The sequence below is a fragment of the Microbacterium sp. PRC9 genome, from assembly GCF_031844125.1.
Taxonomy (GTDB): domain Bacteria; phylum Actinomycetota; class Actinomycetes; order Actinomycetales; family Microbacteriaceae; genus Microbacterium.
The window spans coordinates 114,140-134,068 of the sequence record NZ_JAUZUR010000001.1 but is presented as its reverse complement, the minus strand read 5'-3'; the positions used below and the strand labels follow the sequence as shown (position 1 = coordinate 134,068).

17 protein-coding genes and 1 pseudogene are annotated in these 19,929 nt (G+C 71.3%); 9 read left to right on the top strand and 9 right to left on the bottom strand.

Going from position 1 to position 19,929, the window contains the following annotated elements; genetic code table 11:
• Position 1: 1 nt before the first annotated feature.
• Positions 2 to 1,462 (bottom strand): NAD(P)/FAD-dependent oxidoreductase, encoded by a 1,461-nt coding sequence (locus Q9R33_RS00515; RefSeq protein ID WP_311292515.1) that lies wholly within the window; start codon positions 1,460 to 1,462, stop codon positions 2 to 4.
• 261 nt (positions 1,463 to 1,723) lie between these two features.
• Between Q9R33_RS00515 and Q9R33_RS00510 the strand changes: the two genes are divergently transcribed.
• Positions 1,724 to 2,302 carry a hypothetical protein gene (locus Q9R33_RS00510; protein WP_310249905.1) on the top strand — a complete coding sequence of 193 codons (579 nt, stop codon included), beginning with the start codon at positions 1,724 to 1,726 and terminating at the stop codon, positions 2,300 to 2,302.
• Between the two features lie 49 nt (positions 2,303 to 2,351).
• Here Q9R33_RS00510 and Q9R33_RS00505 read toward each other — a convergent pair whose 3' ends face one another.
• Entirely contained in the window at positions 2,352 to 4,412 is a 2,061-nt protein-coding gene (locus Q9R33_RS00505) for an NAD(+) synthase (protein WP_311292514.1), read from the bottom strand.
• Between the two features lie 96 nt (positions 4,413 to 4,508).
• On the opposite strand from Q9R33_RS00505, the gene Q9R33_RS00500 reads away from it, so the two are divergent.
• The 5 genes and pseudogenes from Q9R33_RS00500 to Q9R33_RS00480 all read left to right on the top strand — a co-directional run bounded on the left by Q9R33_RS00500 (position 4,509) and on the right by Q9R33_RS00480 (position 10,591).
• Complete coding sequence (locus tag Q9R33_RS00500; protein WP_311292513.1) at positions 4,509 to 8,138, top strand: AAA domain-containing protein; 3,630 nt, start codon at positions 4,509 to 4,511, stop codon at positions 8,136 to 8,138.
• A 92-nt stretch (positions 8,139 to 8,230) separates the two neighbouring features.
• On the top strand, positions 8,231 to 8,551 hold the full coding sequence (locus Q9R33_RS00495) for a DUF3467 domain-containing protein (RefSeq protein WP_045296530.1): 321 nt from the start codon (positions 8,231 to 8,233) through the stop codon (positions 8,549 to 8,551).
• 218 nt (positions 8,552 to 8,769) lie between these two features.
• Complete coding sequence (locus Q9R33_RS00490) at positions 8,770 to 9,330, top strand: hypothetical protein (RefSeq protein WP_311292512.1); 561 nt, start codon at positions 8,770 to 8,772, stop codon at positions 9,328 to 9,330.
• Positions 9,327 to 9,902: pseudogene (locus tag Q9R33_RS00485) on the top strand (type III PLP-dependent enzyme); the annotation flags it as partial. The gene Q9R33_RS00490 and the pseudogene Q9R33_RS00485, both read left to right, overlap by 4 nt.
• Positions 9,903 to 9,991: 89 nt before the next feature.
• Entirely contained in the window at positions 9,992 to 10,591 is a 600-nt protein-coding gene (locus Q9R33_RS00480; protein WP_311292511.1) for a hypothetical protein, read from the top strand.
• Positions 10,592 to 10,609: 18 nt separating this feature from the next.
• Here the strand turns inward: Q9R33_RS00480 and upp are convergent, their stop codons facing one another.
• On the bottom strand, positions 10,610 to 11,242 hold the full coding sequence (gene upp, locus Q9R33_RS00475) for a uracil phosphoribosyltransferase (protein WP_056368818.1): 633 nt from the start codon (positions 11,240 to 11,242) through the stop codon (positions 10,610 to 10,612).
• A gap of 99 nt (positions 11,243 to 11,341) precedes the next feature.
• Here upp and Q9R33_RS00470 point away from each other — a divergent pair, with 99 nt between their 5' ends.
• Positions 11,342 to 11,773 (top strand): nucleoside deaminase, encoded by a 432-nt coding sequence (locus Q9R33_RS00470; RefSeq protein ID WP_311292880.1) that lies wholly within the window; start codon positions 11,342 to 11,344, stop codon positions 11,771 to 11,773.
• A 102-nt stretch (positions 11,774 to 11,875) separates the two neighbouring features.
• On the opposite strand, the gene Q9R33_RS00465 is transcribed toward Q9R33_RS00470, so the two are convergent.
• Complete coding sequence (locus Q9R33_RS00465) at positions 11,876 to 13,210, bottom strand: DUF222 domain-containing protein (RefSeq protein WP_311292510.1); 1,335 nt, start codon at positions 13,208 to 13,210, stop codon at positions 11,876 to 11,878.
• A gap of 206 nt (positions 13,211 to 13,416) precedes the next feature.
• Between Q9R33_RS00465 and Q9R33_RS00460 the strand changes: the two genes are divergently transcribed.
• Positions 13,417 to 14,142 (top strand): DUF2306 domain-containing protein, encoded by a 726-nt coding sequence (locus Q9R33_RS00460; RefSeq protein WP_311292509.1) that lies wholly within the window; start codon positions 13,417 to 13,419, stop codon positions 14,140 to 14,142.
• An 89-nt stretch (positions 14,143 to 14,231) separates the two neighbouring features.
• Here Q9R33_RS00460 and Q9R33_RS00455 read toward each other — a convergent pair whose 3' ends face one another.
• Entirely contained in the window at positions 14,232 to 15,479 is a 1,248-nt protein-coding gene (locus tag Q9R33_RS00455) for a hypothetical protein (protein WP_311292508.1), read from the bottom strand.
• 141 nt (positions 15,480 to 15,620) lie between these two features.
• On the opposite strand from Q9R33_RS00455, the gene Q9R33_RS00450 reads away from it, so the two are divergent.
• Positions 15,621 to 15,971 (top strand): hypothetical protein, encoded by a 351-nt coding sequence (locus Q9R33_RS00450; RefSeq protein WP_311292507.1) that lies wholly within the window; start codon positions 15,621 to 15,623, stop codon positions 15,969 to 15,971.
• Positions 15,972 to 16,037: 66 nt separating this feature from the next.
• Here the strand turns inward: Q9R33_RS00450 and Q9R33_RS00445 are convergent, their stop codons facing one another.
• The 4 genes from Q9R33_RS00445 to Q9R33_RS00430 all read right to left on the bottom strand — a co-directional run bounded on the left by Q9R33_RS00445 (position 16,038) and on the right by Q9R33_RS00430 (position 19,928).
• The gene (locus Q9R33_RS00445) at positions 16,038 to 16,964 is read right to left on the bottom strand and encodes an LLM class F420-dependent oxidoreductase (protein ID WP_311292506.1); all 927 of its coding nucleotides are present in this window, start codon (positions 16,962 to 16,964) and stop codon (positions 16,038 to 16,040) included.
• 25 nt (positions 16,965 to 16,989) lie between these two features.
• Positions 16,990 to 17,955, bottom strand: a complete 966-nt coding sequence (locus Q9R33_RS00440; RefSeq protein ID WP_310249937.1) for a cation diffusion facilitator family transporter — start codon at positions 17,953 to 17,955, stop codon at positions 16,990 to 16,992.
• A 66-nt stretch (positions 17,956 to 18,021) separates the two neighbouring features.
• A complete protein-coding gene (locus Q9R33_RS00435; protein ID WP_311292505.1) occupies positions 18,022 to 19,134 on the bottom strand; it encodes an alpha/beta fold hydrolase in 1,113 nt (370 codons plus the stop codon).
• 122 nt (positions 19,135 to 19,256) lie between these two features.
• Positions 19,257 to 19,928: an SRPBCC domain-containing protein gene (locus tag Q9R33_RS00430; RefSeq protein ID WP_311292504.1), complete on the bottom strand. Its 672-nt coding sequence runs from the start codon at positions 19,926 to 19,928 to the stop codon at positions 19,257 to 19,259.
• Position 19,929: the final 1 nt, after the last annotated feature.

Below are 19,929 nucleotides of genomic sequence, written 5' to 3'. Positions count from 1 at the left end.
GTCACGCTCCGAAGAGGTCCCCGAGATCGAGCCGCCGGCCGCTGTCGCGCAGCGCCTGGCGCGCGGCGTACCAGCCCGGCATGCCGGTGACGCCGGGTCCGGGCGGGGTCGACGCCGACGCGAGGTACACGCCGCGCAGCGGCGTGCGCCACGGCGTCGTCGAGACGATGGGGCGCCGGATCGCCTGTGCGAACGTGAAGGCGCCGCCGAGGATGTCGCCGCCGATGTCGGCGGGGTTGTATGCGGCGCGCTGGGCGGCCGTCATCGCGTGGCTCGCGAGGATGCGGTGCCGGAATCCCGGCGCGAAGCGCTCGACCTGCCGCACGACGGCTTCGGTGGGGTCGAACGTCGACCCCGCCGGGACGTGGATGTACGCCCACAGCACGTGCTTGCCGGCAGGGGCGCGCGTGCCGTCGAGCACGCTCGGCTGCACCGTCAAGACGTACGGCCGATCGGTCAGTCCGCCCCGCGCCACCGCGTTCTCGCTCGCCTCGACCTCCTCCCGTGTGCCGCCGAGGTGCACGGTGGGGGCCAGAGCGACGTCGGGGTGCGCCCACGGCACCGGTCCGTCGAGGGCGAAGTCGACCTTCGCGGCGGCCGGGCCGTACCGGTAGTGACGGACCGCCCGCGCGTAGCGGTCGGGCAGGTCCGGATGCGTGAGCAGGAGGCGCGGTGTCGTGTCGAGCAGCAGCAGGTCGCCGGCATCCGGATCGCCCCAGTCCAGGTCCGCGAGGGTCTGCACATGGTTGCCCGTCTCGACGACGCCGCCGTGCGCCTTCAGGTCGGCCACCAGCGCGTCCGCGATCGCCTGCGAGCCGCCGCGGGGGAACGCCCAGCCGTCGGCCGAGTGCCCGTGCGCCGCGAGGAAGAGCCCGGACGCCGCCCCTCCGAGCGACGGCAGCGGGGTGTTCGCGTGCGCGAGCACACCCGTGAGCAGCGCGCTCGCCTCCTCCGTGCGGAAGGTCTCGCGGCCCAGGCGCGTGCCGAGCTGCAGGGCGCGCAGCCCGAACCGGACGGTGGTGACCGGATGCCGCGGCCACCGCAGCAGCTGGGACCCGGTGAAGTCCACCAATCCGCCGAGGTGACGGCTGAGGGGGCGAAGGACGCCTCGCCACGCGCGGCCGTCGGGGCCGAGGGCATCGGCCGTGCGCTCGATGTCGCGCCACGCGATCGCCGCGCGCCCGCCGTCGAGCGGCTGCGCGTACGAGGCGAGCGGGTGGATCCAGCCGACCCGCTCGTGGATGCCGAACGCCCGGAAGAAGGGCGACGACAGCGCCGCGGGATGCACCGCCGAGCACACGTCGTGGCGGAAGCCGGGGAGGGTGAGCGCCGCCGTGCGGACGCCGCCGCCGATGGTCGCGGCGGCCTCGAGCACGCGCACCTCGTACCCGGCGCGCGCCAGCGCGACCGCGGCCGACAGCCCGTTGGGCCCGCTGCCGATCACCGTCGCGCGCCTCGTCATAGGCCCCATCCTTCCATCGCCCCGCGGTCCTCGGAGGGGGGTTGACGGCCCGCCTCGTGCGAAAAGACGGGCGCGTGACGCGACACGCCGGGCGGCAGCATCCGTCATCGGCGTGTCGTCGTCACCGACCCGTGTTCCCGCGCAGGCGACCGCATCGTCGGGACGCGATCGGGTGGGACGAAGGGGCGTGGCGATCTTCCTCACCGCTCGCCGCCGCGACAGGATGGAGGTGCGGACGGGCCGCGGAGAATGAGGTGGATCATGCAATCGGTGCTTCTCGAGACTCCGGCGGGGATCACGGCGCGGCTCGGCTGGGATCCCAAGCTCCCCGAGCACGACCGCAAGCGCGCGCTCGCCAAGGAGATCGTCGCGACGAAGCTCGGCGTCGACGCGAAGGATGTGCGCGTCGAGCGCGAGGCCCCTCGCACGTTCGGGTTCCACACCCAGCTGATCGCCGAGGTGGGCGGTGCGGAGGTGCCGCTCAAGATCCGCAACGTCAACTTCCGCGCTGCCACGGTCGTCGCCGTGAGCGACCCGGACGTGTCGCTGGGCCTCGACCTGCGCGACGCCCATCCCGACGACGCCGAGCTGCACCTCATGCAGCGCCACTCGCATCTGCTCGACGAATCGAACCTCGACAAGCTTCTCGCCCACTGGACGCGGGTGCAGGCGGTGCGCGACGCCGACGGGCGCGGTGCGCTCGTGGCGCCCGACCATGTGCGCCTCGACAGCCCGCTCACGCGAGGATGGATCCCGGACCGCAAGACGTGGTACCAGCTGGCGGACCTGTCGCGCGACAGCTGGATCATCACGCTCGCCTACACCCAGCCGCCCGCCTGAGAACGGACACCGGAGAGAGCGGATGCCGCGGGCCGCGGCATCCGCTCCGTCAGTCCTTGACGAGATCGGGGAGGGCGGCCTTCAGCTCCGCGAGCCACACGCGGGCGTTGCCGTCGGAGGGGGCGCGCCAGTCGCCGCGCGGTGACAGCGACCCCGCGGGCGAGACCTTCGGACCGTTCGGGATCGCGGAGCGCTTGAACTGCGCGAACGCGAAGTAGCGCTTCAGGAACACCTGCAGCCACTTCGCGACCGTGGGCAGGTCGTAGGCGTAGCGGTCCTCATCGGGGAAGCCGGGGGGCCACGCGCCCGCCTGGGCATCGCCCCACGCGTGGGCGGCGAGGTAGGCGATCTTCGACGGGCGGAACCCGTACCGCAGGATGTGGAACAGCGCGAAGTCGTGCAGCGCGTAGGGGCCGATGCGGTCCTCGGTCGACTGCATCTTGCCGTCCTGGCCCATGGGCACGAGCTCGGGCGAGATCTCGGTGTCGAGCACAGACTGCAGCACCTCGGCCTCGCGGTCGTCGACGCCCTCGCGCTCGGAGATCACCCAGCGGATCACGTGCTGGATGAGGGTCTTGGGCACCCCGGCGTTCACGGCGTAGTGGCTCATGTGGTCGCCGACGCCGTAGGTGGCCCAGCCGAGGGCGAGCTCGGACAGGTCGGACGTGCCGATGACCATGCCGCCGTGGTGGTTGGCGAGGCGGAAGAGGTAGTCGGTGCGCAGACCCGCCTGCACGTTCTCGAACGTGATGTCGTGCACGGGCTCGCCGTCGGCGAACGGGTGCCCGAGGCGCTCGAGCATCTCGATCGCGAGCGGGCGGATGTCGATCGTCTCGATCGACGCGCCGACCGATTCGGCGAGGGCGATCGCGTTGGACTTCGTGTGCTCGCTCGTCGCGAAGCCGGGCATCGTGTACGCGAGGATGTCGCTGCGCGGGCGCCCCATCAGGTCCATGGCGCGCGCGACCACGAGCAGCGCGTGGGTCGAGTCGAGTCCGCCGCTCACGCCGATCACCGGCTTCGGGCCGCCGATCGCGCGCATGCGCTGCACGAGACCTGAGACCTGGATGTTGAACGCCTCGTAGCAGTCCTGCGCGAGGCGCGCGGGGTCGTCGGGCACGAACGGGAACCGGTCGAGCGTGCGGCGCAGCCCCACGTCGGTGCGGGGCGGGTCGAGCCGGAAGTGGACGGTGCGGAACGAGGCATCCGCCCCCGTCGCGCGGCGGTTGTCGTCGAAGGTGCCCTGGCGCAGGCGATCCTGGCGCAGGCGGTCGAGGTCGACGTCGGCGATCGAGCGGCGCGGCCCGTCGGGGAACCGCTCGGTCTCGACGAGCAGGTTGCCGGCCTCGTAGATCATGGTCTGGCCGTCCCACGAGAGGTCGTTCGTGGATTCACCGGCGCCCGCCGCGGCGTACGCGTAGGCGGCGAGGCAGCGGAGGGACTGCGACTGGCAGAGGTCCTTGCGGTCCTCCGCGCGCGCGATCGTGATCGGGCTGCCGCTGAGGTTGAGGAGCAGCGTGGCCCCCGCGAGCGCCGCGCGCGACGACGGGGGTATCGGGACCCACACGTCCTCGCAGACCTCGGCGTGCACGACGAGACCGGGGACGTCGAGCGCCTCGAACAGCAGGTCGGGTCCGAACGGCGCCTCGAGCTCGCCCACGCGGATGTCCTGGCCCGCCTGGTCGTCGCCCGGCGCATACCAGCGGCGCTCGTAGAACTCGCGGTAGGTCGGCAGGTAGGACTTGGGTGCGACGCCCAGCAGCTCTCCGCGGTGGATCACGACCGCGCAGTTGTACAGGCGGTTGCGGTGGCGCAGCGGCGCGCCGACGACGAGCACCGGAAGGAGATCGACGGATGCCTCGACCAGCCCCTCGATCGCGGTGACGACCGCGTCGAGAACGGGGTCCTGCATGACGAGGTCGTCGATCGCGTAGCCGGTCAGGCACAGCTCGGGGAAGACCGCGACGGCGACCGCGTCGGCATCGCACACGCGCGCGGCCTCGAGCACGGCGTCGGCGTTGGCGGCGGGGTCGGCGATCTCCACCGGGATCGTGCACGCGGCGACGCGGGCGAACCCGTGCCGGTACGCGCTGTCGAAGGGCAGGCTCATGGGGTCAAGTCTGGCAGGTGGGGCATGGGGGCGGAGGTGGGGCATGGGGCAGAGGTGTCGGGGGGCGCGGCTATCGTCGTGGAAGAAGGGCGGGGTATGCGATACATCGAGGACGAAGGCCGGATCGTCTGGAGCGCGAGCGATCTCAAGACCGCTGCGGAGTGCGAGTTCGCGTGGCTGCGCGCGATCGACGCGCGACTCGGTCGCGTGGCCGCGGTCGAAGATCCGGAAGACCTCACCCTCGAGCGCGCGGGGCGCCTCGGCACGGTGCACGAGCGCCGGGTGCTCGCCGACTACATCGAGCGCTACGGGGATCGCGTGGTCGAGATCCCCGAGACGCGGTCGTCGGATGCTGCGGCCCTCGCCGACGCGGTCGCCCAGACGAACGCCGCCCTCGCCTCGGATGCCGAAGTCGTCTACCAGGCCGCGTTCTCGACGGAGTCGTTCGTCGGTTTCGCGGACTTCCTCGTCCGCGACGAGTCCGGGCGCTGGCTCGTGCAGGACACCAAGCTCGCGCGCCACGCCCGCGTGACCGCGCTCATGCAGCTGGCCGCATACGTCGACCAGCTCGACCGCCTCGGGGTCGCGCGCTCCGGCCGGGTGCAGCTGCTGCTCGGCGACGGCAGCGTCAGCGAGCACGAGGTCGACGACCTGCTGCCCGTGTTCGCGCTGCGGCGCGAACGGCTCGCCGCGCTCATCGCGGACCGCCGCCTCGACCTCCGAGCGGCGGGGGAGCCGATCGCGTGGGGCGACCCGCGGGGCGAGCTCGGCGTCGTCGCGTGCGGGCGCTGCGCGACGTGCGACGCGGAGGTCGTGGCAACGCGCGATCTGCTGCTCGTGGCGGGGATGCGCCCCGTGCAGCGCGAGCGGCTGCGCGCCGCCGGGATCGAGACGATCGAACAGCTCGCCGGGGCGCCGAGCGGGCCGGCGGGCATGAACCCCGACGTGTTCGCGTCGCTGCGCACGCAGGCGCGCCTGCAGCTCGAGAGCCCGGCGGGCACGCCGCCGCTCATCGCGCCGAAGACCGTGCCGCACGAGGTCGTCGTGGCGGGGAGCGTGCTCGCCACCGACGGCGCGTCGGTCGCCCAGGCGACGGTGGCGGCCGTGCTGGAGGCCCCTGCGGCCGTTCCTGCTCCGCCGATCCCGGTGTTCGAGGTCGTCGCCCCCCAGGCGCTCGGCGCGCTTCCGCGGCCCGACCACGGCGACCTGTTCTTCGATTTCGAGGGCGACCCGCTGCACACCGAGCCGCCGACGCCGGGGGAGCCCACGCAGTGGGGCATCGACTACCTGTTCGGGTGGGTCGACACCCGCGAGCAGTACACCGCGCTGTGGGCGCACTCGTTCGCCGACGAGAAGCGGGCGCTCGAGACGTTCCTCGACCTCGTGAACCTCCGCCGACAGCAGTTCCCCGGCATGCACATCTACCACTACGCGCCGTACGAGCCGACGCATCTGCTCGCGATGGCGGCGCGCCACGGCGTGCGCGAGGCCGACGTCGATCGCCTCCTGCGCGACGGCGTGTTCGTCGACCTGTACCCGATCGTGCGCCGGGCGCTGCGCGTCGGCTCCCGCTCGTACTCGATCAAGAAGCTCGAGCCGCTCTATATGGGCGATGAGGTGCGCACGAGCGACGTGCAGAAGGGCGACGACTCGATCGTCCGCTACGTCGAGGCGCGTGCGCTGCAGGCCGACGGCGCCGAGGCCGAGGCAGGTCTCGTGTTCGATGACCTCGCGGACTACAACCGCTACGACTGCGTCTCGACCCGGCGCCTGCGCGACTGGCTCGTCGACCGTGCGCGCGAGGCGAAGCTCGTGCCGTCGCCGAATCCCGAGCCCGACGAGCGGGCGTACGAGCCGTCGCCGCGCGCGACGCTGCTCGATGCGCTCGCCCTCGGTCACCCTGACGACTCGATGGCCGCGCGATCGCTGCGGCTCGGCGCTGCCGCGATCGACTACTACCCGCGGGAGGCGAAATCGTTCTGGGCCACGCACTTCCTGCGGCTACGCGAGCCCGTCTCGCTGTGGGAGGAGACCCGCGACGTCGTCGCGATCGACCCCGCGCGCAGCGTCGTGCGCGAGGACTGGCACTTCCTCGAGAGCGGCAAGGGCGGCGAGCGGCGCATCGTCGAGCTGCGGGGCGACCTCGCCCCCGGCACACGGCTCAGCGAGGGCACGAACCCGTTCGCGCTGTACGAGCTGCCCGCACCGTTCCCGTTCGAGGCATCGCCGCGTTGGATCCATGCGTACCGGTCGGTGACCGTCGTCGAGGTGCTCGACGACGGCGCGGTGATCGAAGAGACCGCGGTCGACGGAGTGACCTGGAGCGAACTGCCCCTCGCGCTCACCCCGCAGGCGCCGCCCGCCGCCGGCAACCAGCAGAAGGCGATCGACGCGTGGGCCGACGCCGTCATCGCGGCTGCGCCGGAGCTTCCGGCCGACCCGGCCACCGACATCCTGTGCCGTCGTCCGCCGCGCACCCTCACGGGAACCCTTCCCGCGGTGGGGGACGACGCGGTCGACGCCATCGCACGCGCTGTGCGCGACCTCGACCGCAGCTACCTCGCCGTGCAGGGCCCGCCAGGAACCGGCAAGACGTACGTCGGCTCCCACGTGATCGCCCGCCTCGTGCGGGACCACGGGTACAAGGTCGGCGTGGTCGCCCAGGGGCACGCGACCATCGAGCACCTCCTGGACCGCGTCATCGCGGCGGGGGTGCCTGCGGTCCAGGTGGGCAAGGCGCCGAAGGACGCGACGGCCGGGCACGCGTTCACCGTGCTCCCCAAGAACGGCGTGGCTGCCTTCACGGCCGAGCACGAGGCATCCGGTTACGTCATCGGCGGCACCGCGTGGGACTTCAGCCACGAGGGCCGCGTGCCGCGCGGGAGCCTCGACCTCCTCGTCGTCGACGAGGCCGGCCAGTTCTCACTCGCGTCGACGATCGCCGTGTCGCTCGCCGCGCCCCGGCTGCTGCTGCTCGGCGATCCGCAGCAGCTGCCGCAGGTGAGCCAGGGCACGCACCCCGCCCCCGTCGACACGTCGGCGCTCGGCTGGGTGATGGACGGTGCCGACGTCATCCCGCCCGAGTACGGGTACTTCCTCGCCGAGACCCGGCGCATGCGTCCCGAGGTCGCGGCGCCCGTGTCGACGCTGTCGTATCGCGGCGAGCTCGAAGCGCACCCCTCGACGGCGCTGCGGCGCCTCGGCGGCATCGCCGCGGGCCTCGTGCCGATCGCGTTGCGCCACCACGGCAACGCCACGCAGTCGCTCGAAGAGGCTGCAGAGGTCGCCCGCCTGGTCACCGATCTGATCGGACGGGAGTGGACGGATGCCGCCACCTCCGACACGGACGGCTCCTCGGTCGCGCTGCCGCCGCGGCCGCTCGAGCAGCAGGACCTCATCGTCGTCACGCCGTACAACGCGCAGCAGGTCGCGGTCGAGGAGGCTCTCGCCGCCGCAGGATTCCCCGATGTGCCCGTCGGCACGGTCGACAAGTTCCAGGGCAAGGAGGCTGCCGTCGCGATCGTGTCGCTGGCGGCCTCGAGCGGGCGCGACGCCCCGCGCGGGCTCGAGTTCCTGCTGCTGCGCAACCGCCTGAACGTCGCGATCTCGCGCGCGATGCACACGGCGTACGTCGTGTACTCGCCGGGGCTCCTCGACGACCTGCCCTACACCCCTGAGGGCGTGGCTCGGCTGAGCGGTTTCGCGCGACTGGTCGGCCGGGGCTGAGGCCCGCGTAGACTCGCGCACACGTCGCACACGACAGCCCCCGAGCGTCTCGCACCGGTCTGGGACGAGACACCCGCCGAACAGGAGCACGCATGGCCGACGACGCCTCGCAGCAGTTCGAGATCGACCTCCCGCCCGAGCTCATCGGCGGCAACTACGCCGACTTCGCGAACGTCTGGCACACGCCGACGGTGTTCGTGATGGACTTCCTCACCCTCGCACAGCCGCCGCGCGAGCAGGTCGACGCCGAGACCGGCCAGCGCCACACGGTCGTCCCGGCGCGCGTGGTCAGCCGCATCCGCATCCCACCCGACCAGGTGTTCGAACTCGCGAAGGCGCTGACCCAGCAGCTGGAGTTCTGGGAGCGGGAAACCGGTCGCCGCAACCCGCAGGAGCCCCCGCTCGGCGACTGAGGCGGTACCCGGACGACGCGTCCGAGTGGTGGATCGTTACACTGCCGACGCGTCCGAAGTCAACCCCTTTGGGTGGAAAATTCCGGCCACGTAGCCTTGCCACGCGTCGTAAAAAGCGCACTGGCGCGGTATCCGTTCGGCGAGGGGCGGATGCCGCGCCGTCGCGTGTCCGGTATCACTGCCTGTGCTTCCTCCTCTGACACACGGAGGAGGACGACATGACCACGATCGACCAGCCGCTCGCGACGATCGCGACCACGCATGAGGCGGCAGCTCAGACCCCGACGACGACGGATGCTGCGCCCCGGCGCCGCGGGATCGTCTTCTGGATCGTCCGCTATCTGCCCGCCGAGGTCGCCGGAACGGCCGCGATGGTGGTCGGGGGACTTCTCGCCACCCTCTGGACCGACGCGGCACCGCTCATCGCCGTGGCGGCCCTCCTCGGCGAGATCATCGGCTTCTATGCCGTGCTCGCGGTCACGATCTACATCGAGCAGGCGCCCGTCTCGGCGACACGACGGCGGGCTGCCGGCCGCACGGCGGTACTGCTGGTGGCGGAGTTCGGCGCGGCCGAGCTGCTCGACACCTTCCTGGTGCGCCCGGCGGCACTGATGCTCGGCGTGTGGCTCATCCCCGATCCGCTCTGGGGCATGCTCGCCGGCAAGATCGCCGCCGACATCGTGTTCTACGCGGTCGCCGCCGGCGCCTTCACCGTCACCGCCAGGACCGGCCTGCGCGACGCACGCAGCCCTTTGGGCGCGAAGGAGGTGTCGACGTGAACCTCGCGGCCCTCCGACGTGAGCCCCGCACGACCCGGGCACTCGAGAGCAGGCGCCGGGCCGAGGCATCCGCTCTGCTGTCGTCCGTCGCGGCTCGCGCGGCCATCGCGCTGCACGGCACACCGCTGCTGCTGCTCGATCCGGAGCGCGTGCGCCGCCAGCACCGGCACCTCCGCAACGCGCTGCCGTTCGTCGGGTTCCACTACGCGGTCAAGGCGCTCGCCCACGACGCCGTGCTCGACGTCCTCGACGATGCCGGCTGCGGGTTCGACGTGGCGACCGGCGAGGAGCTGGCGATGCTGACGCGACGCGGTGTCGCGGCATCCCGCATCATCCACACCCACCCGATCAAGAAGCCCGCCGAGATCGCCGAGGCGCTGGCCGCGGGGGTGCGCACCTTCGTCGTCGACAACGACGTCGAGATCGAGAAGTTCCGCGGCGCGCCGAGCGACACGCGACTGCTCGTGCGTCTCGCCTACCGCAGCCCGCACGCGAAGAGCGACCTGTCGAGCAAGTTCGGCGTCGGGCCGTTCGAGGCGGCGCATCTCGTCGAGCGTGCGCATGCCGCGGGCATCACGGTCGCCGGCTTCAGCTATCACGTGGGCAGCCAGCTGGACGATCCGGCCCGCTTCCCACGGCCGCCGCCGACACGCTCGAGCTCATGGGCATCCTCGAGCGGCGCCTCAACGTGCAGTTCGACACCCTCGACATCGGCGGTGGCTTTCCGGCGTCGTACGACTCCGAGTCGGCGGCCATCGAAGACGTCGCCGCGGTGCTCCGTCCGGTGCTCGAGCCGCATGCGCGGCGGCTCGACATCATCGCCGAGCCCGGACGGGTGATGGTGGCCGACGCGATGACCCTGGTCACGAGCGTCGTGGGCATCGCCGAGCGCGGCGACGGTCGCTGGTACTACCTGGACGACGGGCTCTACGGCTCGTACTCGAACGTGCTCACCGAGGACGTGCACCCGCTCGTGTTCGCCGAGCGGGATCTCAGAGGCACGACGGACGCGGCGAACCACCGCTGGGCGACCCTCGGAGGCCCGACCTGCGACTCGTCGGACGTGATCGCACGCGAGGTGCTGCTGCCCGACCTGGCGGTCGGTGACCTGCTGGTGAGTCCGACGATGGGTGCGTACACGACGGTCACCGCGACGCGGTTCAACGGTCGCCCGTTCACACCGGTCGCCGTGGTCGGTCGCGGTGCGACGACCGCCGAGGTCGCCGTGGCATCGGATGTGCGCCGCGTGCCGATCGTATGATCGCGCGGATGTCGCGGGTCAGACCGTGCCGTACAGCCGGTCGCCGGCGTCGCCGAGCCCGGGCACGATGTAGCCCTTCTCGTTGAGGCGCTCGTCGAGCGCACCCAGCACGAGGGTGACGTCGCGGCCGGCGACCTGCTTCTCGATCGCCGCGACGCCCTCGGGGGCGCCGAGGATGCAGATCGCGGTGACGTCCTGCGCCCCGCGGTTGAACAGGAAGTCGATGGCCGCGCCCAGCGAGCCGCCGGTCGCGAGCATGGGGTCGAGGACGAAGCACTGGCGGTCGCTCAGGTCGTCGGGCAGACGCTCGGCGTACGTCGTGGGCTCGAGGGTCTCTTCGTTGCGCGCCATGCCGAGGAAACCGACCTCCGCAGTGGGCAGGAGCTTGACCATGCCCTCGAGCATGCCGAGGCCGGCGCGAAGGATCGGCACGACGAGCGGCCGCGGGTCGTCGATGCGCACACCGGTCGTCGTCGTGACGGGCGTCTGGATCTCGATCGGCGCCACTCGGACGTTGCGCGTCGCCTCGTAGGCGAGCAGCGTCACGAGTTCCTCGGTGAGCTGGCGGAACACCGGCGACGGGGTGCGCTGGTCGCGCAGCACCGTGAGCTTGTGGGTGATGAGGGGGTGGTCGGCGACGTGCAGGCGCATAGAGACAGGTTAGTGCGTCGGCACGCCCGAACCCGGGGCGACTTCTTCGCGGGCGGCTACGCTCGTGCTGTGCTTCCCGCCCCCGCCGACCTCACAGCGATGGACCGCGCGCTCGCGCTCGCCGCGGCCGCGGGTGACGCGGGCGACGTTCCCGTGGGGGCGGTGGTGACGGATGCCGCCGGCACGGTGATCGGCGAAGGCCGCAACCTTCGCGAGGCCCTGCACGACCCGACCGCGCACGCAGAGGTCGTGGCTCTTCGCGCAGCGGCAGCGACGCGCGGCAACTGGAACCTCGAGGGGTGCACGCTCGTCGTGACCCTCGAGCCCTGCGTGATGTGCGCGGGCGCGGTGCTCCAATCGCGCGTCTCGCGGCTCGTCTTCGGCGCTTGGGACGAGAAGGCCGGCGCCGCGGGCTCGGTGTACGACGTCGTGCGCGACCGGCGCCTGCCCTATCGGGCAGAGGTCGTCGCCGGCGTGCGCGAGGCCGAGGCATCCGCTCTCCTGCGCAGCTTCTTCGACGCGCGCCGTTGATTCGACTGATCCTGCGGCGCATTGAGCTCGTGTTGCGCGGGCGTGCTCGAGCCCCGGTGATGATCGTGGCACGCCAGTTCTCAGTCGGCCGTCTGCCGTCGGTCAGAAGGGCGCCTGTGCGTCTCGCGGATCGTCGCCTACTTGACGCCCGGAGGGTCGTACGGTGAATGTGGGGACTTTGCGTTCGGGGTGCACGACGTAGCGTCGCCCGGTGGGGGATGTCCAGGCCACCGCGCCGCCGGAGCCTTCGATCTGGCGGACCTGCCAGCCGGTGTTGTCTTTGACGAGGTGGTGCCCTTTGCAGAAGGGCAGGGTGTTGTCGAGGGCGGTTTCGCCGCCGTCGGCCCATCGGATCTGGTGGTCGATCTCGCACCGGGAGGCCGGCATCGAGCAGCCCGGGCCCATGCATCGGTCGGCGCGCCATCTGACGAGCCTCTTCAGCGGGGCGGGTGGTGGATAGGCGTCGCGGCCGACGGAGAGCACGAGACCGGTCTCGGGGTGGGTGAGCACCCGCATCCACCGGCTGTCGCCGCCGCCCAGTTCGCGGGCCTTGGACAGCGGGATGGGGCCGATACCCTCCACCACCGGCGGGTCGCCCGCATCGGCGTACTGCTCGTCGAGGAGGGCGAGCACCGGTACGGTCACGACCACCTGGGCACGGATGCCCGACGCCGCCGCCGGAAGGTGGTCAGTGGTGCCGTCGATCAGGAGGTCGGCGGCGACATCAGCACGGAGCTGGTCGAGGGTGCGGGTCCCGCCCGCGACGGGTGCGATCGCTTTCGCCATCTGGGTGAGACGGCCATGGATCGCGTGGATCTCGACCGCGGGCGCGAAGATCCACAGCCCGGCCATGCCGTCCTGCCCGCGCTCGACGACGACGCGCCGCGCTCGGAGCGCGCGCTGGTGCCGTTCCTCCAGGGTCGTCGCCTGCGCGGTCTCGATCAGAGTGCACAGCACCCGCCGGAAGGTGCCCACCGGTTCCGATTCGGCCAGCGGCACCGCGCGTTCGAGCAGTCTCTCCCGCAGCTCCGGCGGCGCCTCGTCGAGGAGGTCCGCGATGATCTCGGCGTGCTTGTCGGTGATCCGACCGGAACCCAGGGCCTCGAGCGCCGGCCGATAGCGCCGCACCAAGGCCTCGGCCTGCGCGATCAGACGCCCGGCGGCGTACTCGGTGACGCGCATCGCCGCCGCGAGCTCGAGCCGGATCGATCGTTCGACGATATCGCGCACTCCGTCGCCGCGGCCGGTGGCCTCGCGCAGCAGCTCGCGCCGCATCGCGTCGATCCGCATCAGTCGCTCCGCCGCGAACACCGACATCATCGTCGCGGTCTCCACGACCAGATCCACCGCATCCGGCACTGGCGGCACGAACTCTCCGTCAGCCTCGAACGCCCACGCGTCGTCCTCGCGCTCGGGCGGAGGAGACATTTTGGACATGACTCCACCCTAGAACAAATATTCGAATCTCGCAATCATCAGAATCAAGAATCGCAGGGCCCGAGGGCCGGGTTTCGCAGAAGTCGGCGACCGCACCCGACTGCTGCGCGCGGCCGCGGCGCGCCGCTGATACGGGGGACAGCCCCGCGGGTTCGGGGGGACAGCACCCTGCTGGGCCGCTCGGCCGCGGGCCTAGCGTGACGGCCATGACCCGCCTCATCGAACCCGTCCGGACCGCCCCCGCCGTCGCACGGCCGGGCGGTATCCGTTCCCGCGTCGGCTGGACGTTCGTCCTGCTGACGGCGCTCGCGATCGTCGCATACTCCGCCGTGCCGTACTTCACCGCGTCGCTGGCCGACCTCGCCGGGCAGGACGTCGGCCTCGCGCCGACGTACGCCGCCGTGCACCCGTTCGTGCAGGGCGCGCTGTACGTCCACATCGTCGGCGGGGCGACGGCGCTCGTCACCGGACCGCTGCAGTTCTGGCGCGGCTTGCGCGCCCGCGCCCCGCGCGTGCACCGCTGGATCGGTCGCGTGTACCTAGTCGCAGTGGGGATCGGCGCGATCGGCGGCCTCGTCATCGCGCCCTCGAGTCCCGCCGGCTATGTCGGCTTCTTCGGATTCGGCGCGCTCGCGGTGCTGTGGCTCATCACCGGCTGGCGCGCGTACCGTGCGATCCGCCGCCGCGACGTGCCCAGCCACCAGGCCTGGATGATCCGCAACTACGCGTTGACCTACTCCGGCGTCATGCTGCGCGTCTGGCTCCCGCTGCTGCTGATGGTGCCGCTCGTGCTCGGGCAGCCGTGGGAACTCGACTCCGCCTTCGCGAACGCCTACGCCGCGGTGCCGTTCCTGTGCTGGCTCCCGAACCTCGTCTTCGCCGAGTGGCTGATCCGCCGTCGGGGGCTGCCCTCGTACCGCCTGCCGGTCTGACTCCCGACGGGGCCGACCCCTGAACCAGCGACGGATCACAACGGCCGCCGTCGTGCACCGCGCGGAGACCCGTCGGGATCGATGCGCGCTCAGCCCTCACGACGTCGCGTCACAGCCCACATGATGAGCCCGGCGGCGGCACCGACGGCGATGCCGGCGAGCATCCCGAAGGTCCACCCCTGATCTACGGGTCGGTCCTCCACCACCCACTCGCGGATCAGGTCCCGTGGGAGGTCGGCGGAGCCGATCGATGCCGCGGTGAACCCGGATTCGTAGGTCGCGAAGGTGTGCGCCGCGCCCGTGTCGGCGTCGACCCACTGGAACTCGGAGCTGTTGTCTTCGGCGTAGGTCTGAAGCACGACGGTGTCGTCGTCGCGCCAGCCCAGGGCCGCCGCATACTCGACGCCCGCCAGTGCGAACGTCTGCGTCGTGCCGGCCGAGAGTGCGGAGATCTGCAGCGTCGCGGAGCTGGTCAGCGTCCTGCCCGTGGGCTTGTCCACCCACACGGGGTCGTGGACGAGCGTCACCAGGCGGGTGCCGTCCGGTGACCACGCGTCGTCGCCGAACGCCTGCCCCGTCAGCTCCGCGGGGAGTTCATGGATGCTGTGCCCCGCGGCATCCATCATCACGGCGCCCTGCGACGTCTGCGCGACGACGCGAGATGCATCGGGGGCCAATGCCGCGGATGTCACCGCGTCCAGCGAGTACTCGAGCAGGTCGCCGCTCGACAGGTCGAGCAAGGCGAGTGCGCCGCTGAACGGCGGGTCGGTGTACCGGCTCAGCTCACCGTCGCCGAGCAGCACCAGGACGTGGTCGCCGTCGGAGGCGATGCTCAATGGCACGGCGCTGCGCCCGACACCGATCGACACCTCTCGGTCGGTGCCGTCGACGAGGGAACGGACGAGGACGCTGCCGTGGCCGTTCGCGCCGGCGATCACCGCGAACGTCCCGTCGGCTGACAGCACCATGGCGGCGGGGTCGCCCTGGTCGGTCGGCACCGAGCGCTGCTCGGCGGCACCGAAGCGCCGGTATGTGCTGCCGTCGACGCCGAGCGCGACCGCCTGCGGGGAGTCCATGAATTCGACCCCGATGCCGTTCTGGTAGATCATCGTCGCCGGCATGTCGAGGTCGCCGTGCGAGACGAACCACGAGTAGGTGGCGACCGCCGTGGGAAACGCGGGGGAGCTCGAAGGAAGCGGGGTCCAGGAGGCGATCACCGCGGGAACCGCGACCGCGGAGAATCCGACCGCACCCGCGATCAGCGCAGGCAGGAGCGGCTTCCGCTTCTTCGGCCGCGGTACGGCCGGTGCGTCGTCAGCAACCGTCACGGTGGTCATCGCAGCCCCTGCCTGCACGCTAGCGGTGAAGAGCGATCGGCGGAACGACCGGGAAGTGAACAGGGGTTCCCTGTGGACGGCCGACGGGCGGGGCACGCAGTGGTGGTCGACACCTCCCAGGCGTGCCACTAGTGTTCCGGTGTGTACCGGGCGACGTCGCGCGATCGGCTGACGACAGCCGGAGCCGTCGCGCCCGCATCGGCAGCCGGCGCCGTGCTCGCTCTCTGGGTCTACCGCGTGCTCTGGGTGCAGAACTCCGGGACCCCGGCTGCACTGGACGCGAATGAGAACGCGGCCGTGTTCGCCTGGCTCGTCGGCTGGCTGCTGCTGATCTGTGCAGCGGGTGCGGCTGTCGTGCTACTCGCGAGCGTGATCGGGCGGATCAGCGCCCGAAGGCCGCCCCTCATCGATCTCGTCGCACTCGGAGCCACGGCGGCCCTGATCATGGCGGCGATCGCACTGGCTCCGCTGTGGGCCACGACCTCGGTCTGAGCCTGGCCGCCGGGCGAGGGTTTCGTGATGCTCTTCAGCCCCGAGGAATGGGCCGTGCCCTGAACGTCAGCGGGGCAGGTGGGGGAGCACCTCGCCGAGGTACTCGACGTGTGAGACGTCCTGCAGGTCCATGAGCTGGAAGTACACGCGCTGCGCGCCGATCCCCACCAGCCGCTCGACCTTCGCGACGATCTCGTCGCGGGTGCCGACGATGTTCACGTCGCCGCGCAGCTCGTCGACGGTGCGGCCGAGGTTCTCGGCACGCCGGTCGAGATCCGAAGCGGATGCCCCGGCCAGCGTCGGCAGCGCCACCGAGAGTTTGAGTGATTCGGGGTCGCGACCGATGCGCTCGCACGCGGCGCGCACGCCGGCGAACTTCTCCGCCGACTCCGCCTCCGACCGGAAGCCGATGTTGAACTCCGTCGCGAACCGCGCCGCGAGCTCGGGGGTGCGCTTCGGCCCGCCGCCGCCCACGATGACGGGAACCCGGGACTGCACCGGCTTCGGCAGCGCCGGGGCATCCGTCAGCCGATAGTGCTCACCCGCGAAGCTGTAGGTCTCGTTGACCGGGGTCGACCACAGGCCGGTCACGACCGCGAGCTGCTCCTCGAGGATCCCGAACCGCTTGGCCGGGAACGGGATGCCGTAGGCCTCGTGCTCGCGGCCGAACCACCCGGTGCCGAGGCCGAGCTCGACACGGCCGCCCGACATCGCGTCGACCTGAGCCACCTGGATCGCCAGCAGCCCCGGAACCCGGTACGTCACCGACGACACGAGTGTGCCGAGGCGGATGCGCGAGGTCTCGCGTGCGAGCCCTGCCAGCGTGGTCCACGCGTCGGTGGGACCGGGAAGTCCGTCGCCGTCGCCCATGTGCAGGTAGTGGTCGGAGCGGAAGAACCCGTCGAAGCCGAGCCGCTCGGCCGCCTGCGCGAAGGCGAGCTGATCGTGGTAGCTCGCTCCCTGCTGGGGCTCGGTGAAGATGCAGTATTCCATGGCGGTTGCTGTGCCTGTCGAGCGGTCAGTCGGTCGACTTGATGACGAACTCCGACGTGGGCGGAGTCGCGTCGTCGCCGGGCCGGTAGACGTCGGGCTCGAAGTAGATGATGCGCGCCGCCGGCACTGCCGCACGCACGCGCGCCTCGACACGGTCGATGGCGGACGCGATGTGGACGAGCGGCGCATCCGACGCGAAGCCGAGCTTGGCCGCCACGAGCAGTTCGTCGGGGCCGAGATAGAGCGTCTTGATGTGGATGATCTTCTCGACCTCGGGCCCGTCGTTGATGGCGTCCACGATGCGGTCGTGGTCGGCATCGGTCGCACCCTCGCCGACGAGGAGGCTCTTGGTCTCGATGCCGAGCGTGATGGCCACGAGGATCAGGAGCGTGCCGATCATGAGCGTGCCGATCGCGTCGAACACCGGGTTGTGCGTGATCACGGTCATGCCGACGCCGAACAGCGCGAACACGAGGCCGGTGAGCGCGGCGATGTCTTCGAGGAGGACGACGGGGAGCTCGGGCGCCTTCGCGTGCCGCACGAACGAGACCCACGACTGCCCCTTGGCCCGCACGTGGTTGCTCTCCTTCACGGCCGTGCGCAGCGAGAACGACTCGAGCACGATCGCGACGACGAGCACCGCGATCGGGATCCACGCGTTCTCGAGCTCGTGCGGGTGGGTGAGCTTGTCGATGCCCTCGTAGATCGAGAACAGACCGCCGACCGAGAACAGGATGATCGACACGACGAACGCATACACGTACCGCTCGCGGCCGTAGCCGAACGGGTGCTCGCGGTCGGCCTTCTTCTTCGCCTGGCGCCCACCGAGCATGAGGAGCAGCTGGTTGCCCGAATCGGCGACCGAGTGGATGGCCTCGGCGAGCATCGACGCCGAGCCCGACAGGAACCATGCGATGAACTTCGCCAGGGCGATGCCCATATTGGCCAGGAACGCCGCGAGGATCGCCTTGCCGCCACCGGAAGCACTCATGCGGATGAGTCTACGGATGCTGCGACCCGCGCTCCGCACCTCGTGCGCGCCGGCGTCTGCCCTGCGTCAGTCGGAGGACCGCAGGATGATCGCCTCGGTCGGCGGGGCCGGATTGTGCGGGTGCCCGACGTACCCGATGACCTCGAGCAGCGCGTGGCGGAACTCGGCCGGCCGCTCCAGGTGCGGCGTGTGGGCGGTGTCGACGAGATCGATCTCGGTCACCTCGCCGCCGGCGTCGGCGTAGCGGGCGAGGACGTCGCGCATCTGCGACACCATCTCCTGGGGCGGGGCGACATCGTCGCCGGGCCAGTCCGGCACGATGCCGAGCTTGCCGAGGTTGTTGTAGTCGTACAGGGAGGCGTCCGACACGATGAGGTCGAGCGCCCCGTGGATCCAGAGGATCGGCGGCTTCTCGGAGAGCTCGACGATGCCCGACACGTTGTGATTGCCGGGGACGAGCGTGTTGAGCACACCGATCGTGCCGGCGGCGAAGCCCGGCCAGTTCTCGCTCGGGACCGAGTCGCCCGGATAGTTGCCGGTCGCGGTCGAGGTCGTGAGCATCGACTCGACCCAGACGTCCTCGTGATCGGTCTCGAATCCCGCGGCGACGTAGTGGGCCCGGAAGACGTTGCGAGGCGACGTCGGCGCGTCGGTCGACGTGTCGTGGTCGATGAGCCGCTGCACGAAATCGAGGTTGCCGGCGCCCCCGCCCGTGCCGGCGTCGTCAGCGGTGAGACGTGTGCCGTCGCGACGGGTGCCGCCGAAGCCGTACGGCGACACCGGCGCTTCCAGCGTGAGGCTCAGCACCGGGTGGTCGAGCGCGTACTGCATGACGACAGCGCCGCCCAGCGACCAGCCGACGAGGTGGGCGGTCGGGATGTCGAGGGCCTCGAGTGTCGCGCGCACGTCGTCGCTGAAGTCCCGCACGCCGCGCGTCGCGTCGATCGGCGCGTGCTCGGTACCGCCGTAGCCGCGCAGATCGATCGCGATCACCCGGAGGTCGTGGGGGAGGTCCTGCATCAGCTCCTGCCAGAAGAGCGAGGAGGAGGCGTTCCCGTGAATGAGCACCACCGTGCGATCGGGCGGTGTGGCCGGGTCGTCCGCAGTGCGCTCCAGCACGTTCACCGACAGGCCGGGCGTCTCGACGATGCGCGCGGCGATGCCGTCGAAGAGGGTCATATCGGGTGCCTCCCACGTCCTGCGGAAGCTCCTGCGCCCCCGCCCACTCATGAGAATAGACCGGCCGTCAGTTCTTGCGAATCAGGTTTCATGTTCCGGATGCCGTGACCCGGGGCATCCCGTCACTCCTCCGTGGACGGCGGGGTCTGGCCGGTGTAGAAGGCGAACGTGTTGTCGGCGGCTCGCGCAGCGGCGGCGGCATCGGCGCCGTCGGCGACGTGCGCGGCACCCCACGCATCGGCGGCGCCGCGGTAGAACGCGCGGCCCTCGTCCGTGAACGCCCACGCCTCGGCGTCTTCGGGCTTCGGTCCGCCGCCGCCGGTGAGGTGCAGGCCGAGTCCGAGGAGTCCGCCGTCCCAGCCGACACCCGTGGCGCCGGGGCCGTAGAGGTCCCAGAACTCGGCGGGCACGTCGTCGGTGCGGGCGATGTGCTCCAGCTCGAAGCGGGTCGCATCGTCGCCCTCCGCGGTGAGCCGCACCGTGAGCCACGTCACGCCGCCGCCGTACTCCCACGTCGCCTTGTAGTGCGCGGCGCCGTGGGTGGGAGGCGTGCACTCCTGGATCTCGCCGCCGGCGTTGCCCTCGATCTGGTAGCGGCCGCCGAGCATGAGGTCTCCGGAGATCGGCTGGAACCACCGTGCGATCCGGTCCGCGCTGGTGACGGCATCCCACACGTCGTCGATGGGGGACGGATACGTCTGCGCGAGCGTCTGCACGCGCGACGGGAAGCCGTCGACCTCTTCGCTCGCGATCTCGCGGCTCACTGCGGCGAGCTGGCTCTGTACGTCGACCATG

Coding starts and splice junctions, on each gene's coding strand:
- Q9R33_RS00515 (WP_311292515.1), bottom strand. CDS start 1,462: ATGACGAGGCGCGCGACGGTGATCGGCAGCGGGCCCAACGGGCTGTCG.
- Q9R33_RS00510 (WP_310249905.1), top strand. CDS start 1,724: ATGCAATCGGTGCTTCTCGAGACTCCGGCGGGGATCACGGCGCGGCTC.
- Q9R33_RS00505 (WP_311292514.1), bottom strand. CDS start 4,412: ATGAGCCTGCCCTTCGACAGCGCGTACCGGCACGGGTTCGCCCGCGTC.
- Q9R33_RS00500 (WP_311292513.1), top strand. CDS start 4,509: ATGCGATACATCGAGGACGAAGGCCGGATCGTCTGGAGCGCGAGCGAT.
- Q9R33_RS00495 (WP_045296530.1), top strand. CDS start 8,231: ATGGCCGACGACGCCTCGCAGCAGTTCGAGATCGACCTCCCGCCCGAG.
- Q9R33_RS00490 (WP_311292512.1), top strand. CDS start 8,770: ATGACCACGATCGACCAGCCGCTCGCGACGATCGCGACCACGCATGAG.
- Q9R33_RS00480 (WP_311292511.1), top strand. CDS start 9,992: ATGGGCATCCTCGAGCGGCGCCTCAACGTGCAGTTCGACACCCTCGAC.
- upp (WP_056368818.1), bottom strand. CDS start 11,242: ATGCGCCTGCACGTCGCCGACCACCCCCTCATCACCCACAAGCTCACG.
- Q9R33_RS00470 (WP_311292880.1), top strand. CDS start 11,342: ATGGACCGCGCGCTCGCGCTCGCCGCGGCCGCGGGTGACGCGGGCGAC.
- Q9R33_RS00465 (WP_311292510.1), bottom strand. CDS start 13,210: ATGTCCAAAATGTCTCCTCCGCCCGAGCGCGAGGACGACGCGTGGGCG.
- Q9R33_RS00460 (WP_311292509.1), top strand. CDS start 13,417: ATGACCCGCCTCATCGAACCCGTCCGGACCGCCCCCGCCGTCGCACGG.
- Q9R33_RS00455 (WP_311292508.1), bottom strand. CDS start 15,479: ATGACCACCGTGACGGTTGCTGACGACGCACCGGCCGTACCGCGGCCG.
- Q9R33_RS00445 (WP_311292506.1), bottom strand. CDS start 16,964: ATGGAATACTGCATCTTCACCGAGCCCCAGCAGGGAGCGAGCTACCAC.
- Q9R33_RS00440 (WP_310249937.1), bottom strand. CDS start 17,955: ATGAGTGCTTCCGGTGGCGGCAAGGCGATCCTCGCGGCGTTCCTGGCC.
- Q9R33_RS00435 (WP_311292505.1), bottom strand. CDS start 19,134: ATGACCCTCTTCGACGGCATCGCCGCGCGCATCGTCGAGACGCCCGGC.
- Q9R33_RS00430 (WP_311292504.1), bottom strand. CDS start 19,928: ATGGTCGACGTACAGAGCCAGCTCGCCGCAGTGAGCCGCGAGATCGCG.